The sequence below is a fragment of the Williamsia sp. genome, from assembly GCF_036566845.1.
Lineage (GTDB): Bacteria > Actinomycetota > Actinomycetes > Mycobacteriales > Mycobacteriaceae > Williamsia.
This window is the reverse complement of the sequence record NZ_DATCVM010000011.1, coordinates 1-2433: the sequence shown is the minus strand read 5'-3', so window position 1 is coordinate 2433 and position 2433 is coordinate 1. Positions and strand designations below refer to the sequence as shown.

At 61.8% G+C, this 2433-nt stretch carries 2 protein-coding genes; both read left to right on the top strand.

Features of this window, described 5'->3' with window-relative positions; genetic code table 11:
* Nucleotides 1-888: 888 nt before the first annotated feature.
* On the top strand, nucleotides 889-1077 hold the full coding sequence (locus VIQ49_RS00365; protein WP_331879817.1) for a hypothetical protein: 189 nt from the start codon (nucleotides 889-891) through the stop codon (nucleotides 1075-1077).
* A 176-nt stretch (nucleotides 1078-1253) separates the two neighbouring features.
* Entirely contained in the window at nucleotides 1254-2432 is a 1179-nt protein-coding gene (locus tag VIQ49_RS00360; RefSeq protein WP_331879815.1) for an acyl-CoA dehydrogenase family protein, read from the top strand.
* The last annotated feature ends 1 nt before the right edge of the window (nucleotide 2433 follow it).

Below are 2433 nucleotides of genomic sequence, written 5' to 3'. Positions count from 1 at the left end.
TCCCGGTCGCTCACCGATGTGCCTCCTGTGACGGCGTTTCGGTGTTGACCCAAGGGCGTGATGAGTTGCGGATGCTTGTGCATCCGGCGACCCGACCGGATTGGTCGATTCGCCGTCTCCCCCCAACTTGCAGATCCAGCTAGAGCATCGCACGGTTGTTCGGGAACATGGAGCAAATTCACGCAACCGTCAAAAGGCGATCTTGGATGTCGAGCGATCTCGGTCGCCACACAGTGCGAGTGGCCAGCGTGGCAACCCGGTTGACGTCGATGAATCTACGTCATGCAGTGCACTTGGTTGGGTCGAGTCCAGGGACGTGGTGTACGTCGTCGTCGTGTGATTCTTCGATGGTGCTGGTTCAGGCGGTCAGTGCCGCGGGGGCGGCCTCCTGTTCGTTTGTGTTTCTCCCGGACAGCGGTGCTGAGCATTTGGACGACGACATGGCGGCAGAAAGTCAAGAACGTCTTGCTGTGTCAGGCACCGATCGAGGCGTGGTCATTGGGGGCGATGTGTACGCACGGGAACAACTAGCAAAGGTGCTGACCACGGCGGGGCACATTGCGAGCTCTTGCTCCATGGTGGGCTGATGCGACTTGAGATCAAAGTCGAGGCTTTACCGGAGTGTATGCCGTAATGCGTTCTCGCGTAGGAACTTCGTGCTCCGGGCGGATGCGGTCGGGTAAGACCGGGGTAACGCTCGGCGGCGATCCGCCGGGAAGAACTGAATATCGCGGCCACATAGACGATCAGCTCAGCCGTGGATCTACGGACCAATGTTCGACTCGCTAAACCACTGAGACTGGCGTGCGTCGAAGGCAAACCCTATTTGACCGAGAGGGTGCGCCTTCGATGCACGCCTTTCTGGTGCCTTTGGCGAGGAGAAGACAGATGGACGACCTGGATCAGACATTGGACCAGGTTGTGGATCCGTTTGATGTTACGAATCTCAATCAAGATGCTGCCTTCAAGTTCTTTGCGGAACAGGGCTATTCAGCTACAAGGAGGACGATCAAGTACGCGTTCGACCGCACGGAGGTGCATCCGGTTCGACTAGCGGTGAGTCCTCGCGGTTCTTGACGTATTCCAGCGCGCGGGGGTCGACCCGGACGGGCAAGTCAACCAACTTTCCTCCAGGTGACACCGACGTCGATCTCCTGACGCGCTACGTTAGCCGCGACTAACATCCGAGAACAATGGGGCGTGCGGCAGGTCCTACCGCCCCTTTCCGACGGTTACCAGCAGGAGCAGCCCACATGACCCAGCCGGGACAGCGCGAAGTAGGATCCGCCGCAGCGGACCCATGGATCACAGCTGAGCGCATCTCGTTGCGCGACCTCGCCACGTCGTTCACCCGAAAAGAAATCGTCCCGCACCTGCAGGACTGGGAGGACCGCGGCGAGTTGCCCCGGGAGCTGCATCGCCGCGCAGCCGCCGTCGGCCTGTTGGGCATCGGTTTCGCGGAGGAGGTCGGTGGCTCCGGCGGTGACTTGCGCGACTTGGTGCTGCTCACCGAAGCCGTGATGGAGGCTGGCGGCTCGTCGGGCGTGCTGGCCAGCCTGCTCACCCATAACATCGCCCTGCCGCATATGGTCGCGCAGGGCGATCCCGAGCAGATCCGCAAGTTCGTGGCGCCGACACTGGCCGGAGAGAAGATCGGCAGCCTGGGCATTACCGAGCCGGACACCGGTTCTGACGTCGCCGGCATCCGGACCACCGCACGCCGGGACGGTGACCACTTCGTTGTGAACGGCGCGAAACTTTTTATCACCTCGGCGGTCCGGGCCGATTTTGTGACTACCGCTGTGCGTACCGGCGGCCTGGGGGCGTCGGGAATCTCCCTGCTGGTGGTGGAGCGCGGTACGGCGGGTTTTGCGGTATCACGCACGCTGAAGAAGATGGGCTGGCTGTGCTCCGACACCGCCGAACTCGGCTTCTCCGACGTACGCGTACCGGTAGCCAATCTGGTCGGCCCCGAGGGCAGCGGCTTCCTGCAGATCATGCAGCAGTTCCAAGTCGAGCGTGCCTTCATCGCCGTGCAGTGCTATTCCACCGCTCAACGCTGTCTCGACCTGACGTTAAAGTGGGTGAAGCAGCGTGAGACCTTCGGCCGACCGTTATCCACGCGGCAGGTGGTGCGGCACAAGATCGTCGACATGGCGACGGCCGTCGACGTGGCTCGGACCTACACCCGCGCCGCCGTGGACCGCATCATCGCCGGTGACACCGATGTTCGGATGGTCTCGATGGCGAAGAACCAGGCCGTGGAAGCCTGCGCGTTTGCCGTCGACACCGCCGTGCAGCTCTACGGTGGCATGGGCTACCTACGCGAGACCGAGGTCGAAATGCACTATCGTGATTCGCGCATCCTGGGTATCGGGGGCGGGACTACCGAGATCATGAAGGAGATTATCGCCAAGCGCATTGGGCTGTGAG